General features: G+C 49.7%; 3 protein-coding genes and 1 tRNA gene. All 4 read right to left on the reverse strand.

Translation table 11 applies throughout. The annotated features are described in order from the left end of the window. Nucleotides 1-52: 52 nt before the first annotated feature. Complete coding sequence (locus tag Q7V06_RS09545; RefSeq protein WP_304840944.1) at nucleotides 53-925, reverse strand: protein translocase subunit SecF; 873 nt, start codon at nucleotides 923-925, stop codon at nucleotides 53-55. A 108-nt stretch (nucleotides 926-1,033) separates the two neighbouring features. Next, a tRNA-Arg gene (locus tag Q7V06_RS09550) sits at nucleotides 1,034-1,105 on the reverse strand. 67 nt (nucleotides 1,106-1,172) lie between these two features. Continuing rightward, nucleotides 1,173-2,192: a hydrogenase formation protein HypD gene (gene hypD, locus Q7V06_RS09555; RefSeq protein ID WP_304840946.1), complete on the reverse strand. Its 1,020-nt coding sequence runs from the start codon at nucleotides 2,190-2,192 to the stop codon at nucleotides 1,173-1,175. A 61-nt stretch (nucleotides 2,193-2,253) separates the two neighbouring features. Further along, a partial coding sequence (locus Q7V06_RS09560) for a radical SAM protein (protein ID WP_304840948.1) occupies nucleotides 2,254-2,966 on the reverse strand: 713 nt, incomplete at its 5' end.

The raw sequence follows: 2,966 nt of genomic DNA on the forward strand, positions 1-2,966 counted from the left end.
AGTGGCTGGAAGTCTGTTTTCTTCATTGCCGACGGTTTATTATCTGCTTTCCTCATCGCTGTACACCTCCTGCCGCTTTTCCACTCTGCACATACCATTTCAGGAGGCCTGCATTGAACATCCAGGTGATCATCAGGTCAATCAGAAGTCCGATGAGGAGAACTGTTGCTATCTGCATGATAATCTCGATCTGGCCAATCCATGAGACGACGAGGAGTGCAAGCACCGCTGAAAGTGTCGTCGTTGTCATGATAAAACCTGTCCGAAATGCATTTTTCAGCTTTTCATCAAGTTTTCCCTGCCGCTTCAGGATTCGTGTCGTCAACAGGATGTCACTGTCAACAGAATAACCGATAAGCATCAGGAGTGCTGCTGTTGTGCCGAGAGATAGTGGCAATCCTATAACATCCATAATGGCTGCTGTAATGATGATGTCGGCAAAGGCACAGAAAACGACTGCAAACGATGGGATAACTGATCGAAAGGCGATAAAGACTATGATAGACATCCCGATGAATGAGAAGAGGAGGGCGATCAGTGCCTGCTGCTGAAGGGTCTGACCAAACGATTCTCCTATCTGATCGACCTTTGCATCCGGATATCTGGCATTGATATCCTGGGACAATGCCCTGAACTGCTCATCTGACATCGGACCGAATCTGAGATAATTGCCACGATTTAATCCCTCGCCGATGCTGATGAGCGGATATGCGGCAAAATACTCCTCAAGTTCTTCTGGTGTGTCATCGGTCATTACTGTTACCGCTGTTCCCCCGGCAAAATCGATTCCGAGACTTACCGGAGTGCCGGTAATGAAGAAATTACCGGCAATAATCAGGACTCCGATGATAAAGATGGCCAGCGGTATGGCCATCATCTGCCTCGGGGGATATTTATTCACAAGATCGTACAATTCAAACCCCATAATGTCTATAATGTGCGATACGATCGCATAAAAGAGTGGTTGTGTGGTATTCGAAAACCATCATGGTACCGAGGTAATTTCAGAAGAATAATCGCTGAAAAGAATGAGCGTCCCGGCCGGGATTTGAACCCGGGTCAAAAGCTCCGGAGGCTTCTAGGATGTCCGCTACCCTACCGAGACAAGAGCATAGTTCCCAATATTGGGATATTGCCTACAATGTTCTGTCTAAAAACAGATAAGTATATCGTTATCGGCGGTATTGATGCCAGATTTTGCATGCGCCTTCATGTGATACCATACAGGGGCCGACCGGAGATCGCGGGGTACAGGCTGTTCCAAAGAGCGGGCAGTCGGTCGGCTCTGCAAGACCACGCAGGAGCTGGTCACATATGCAGGCGGACCGTTTTTCGATGTGAGGGATCTCGATTCCGTACTTCTTCTGGGCATCATACTCTTCAAATTCTGACTTTAATGCAAGGCCTGAGCCCGGGATGATCGGAAAGCCTCGCCACTCGATGTCGCAGGGGGTAAAGAATTCATACATCAGGGCCTGTGCTTTTCTATTTCCTTCTTTTGTAACTGCCCGTGGATATGCATTCTCCACAACGGCCCTTCCTTCGTTGATCTGTTTAACAAGCATGTAGAGACCAAGCAGGAGCTCTTCTGCTTCGAATCCTGCGACGACCTGCGGAACAGGGAAACGTTCATACTCTTCATACCCCATGACAGCACAGACATGGCCCGGCAAAATGAATCCGTTCAGATTTGCTTCACCCTGATCAAGGAGCCACTGCATCGCCGGTGGAACGACACGGTGACAGGAGAGGATACTGAAGTTCTCAGGTGGTTTCTGGAGGAGTGTGGCAGCGACAGTCGGCACCGTCGTCTCAAATCCGACAGAGATGAATACCACGTCTTTATCTGTGTTCTCTGCGATCTCGACAGCTTTATGGATGCCCTGGACGATCCTGATGTCTCCGTCGGCAGATTCAAGAGATCCCTTTGATCCGGGAACCCTGAGGAGATCGCCATAGGTGGTGATGATTTTGCCTTCTGCTGCAAGGTTGATTGCGCAGTCGATCTCTCCTGCTGGTGTGATACAGACCGGGCATCCCGGTCCCATTACGACCTTCAGTTGTGGGGGGAGGACACTTCGTATCCCGTGTTTTGCTATTGAGGCCTCATGTGTTCCACAGACATGCATAATCCGGATATCCGAGTTGACCTCTTCGTTTAATCTGGTGATAATTTCTCTGCCGACCGCCATATGAAACTCTCAGGTAGTATTGTAACCGATAGGCTGAAAAGGTTGTGTTGGTGTCAGGAGATCAGATGATGGAGACATTCCGGAGTTTTTCGCTGAAAAATCGGCAGATCCTCATCAGATCCTCATCAGGGAGAGGAGCAACCCAGGGTTCTGTCCCGGACCGGTTAAGCGAGTTGAGATGAACGCGATCCGGTTTTATCCACATTGCAGCCTCTCTGAGGAGATGAAGCTCTTCCTCAGTAGTATTTTGGTTCGGGATGAGAAAGATCTCAAGCCATATCTGCCCTTTATACTCCTGACGGAGATCGATCAACCCCTGAATCATTTTCTCAGGATATATACCGGGAGCAGGGCGGTTAATCTTTTGAAAGACCTCCCTGGTCACGGCATCAAGGGAGGGGAGGATGAGGTCTGCGGTAGAGAGTTCTGATCGGACCTCCGGATTATGCAGGAGTGTGCTGTTTGTGAGGACGGCAGTCTGATAGGTGGGATGTTCTTTTTTGATGGAAGTGAGGATTGAACTGATTCCGGAATGGAGTGTCGGCTCCCCTGTGCCGCCGAGGGTAATGAAGTCGATCTCTGGGTCTGTTGAGAGGAAGTGGTTAAGTTCGTCGAGTATTTCATCTGTGGGAGCATATTCTGCTCTCCTGAGTGAGAGATTCCGGGTTTTTCCGCATTCGCAGTAGACGCAGTCGAGGGAGCAGGTATTGTCCGGGACCAGATCGATCCCAAGAGAGTTTCGGAGACGGCGTGAACGAACCGGGCCGAAGAGAT

Source organism: Methanocalculus sp. (genome assembly GCF_030651615.1).
Lineage (GTDB): Archaea > Halobacteriota > Methanomicrobia > Methanomicrobiales > Methanocorpusculaceae > Methanocalculus.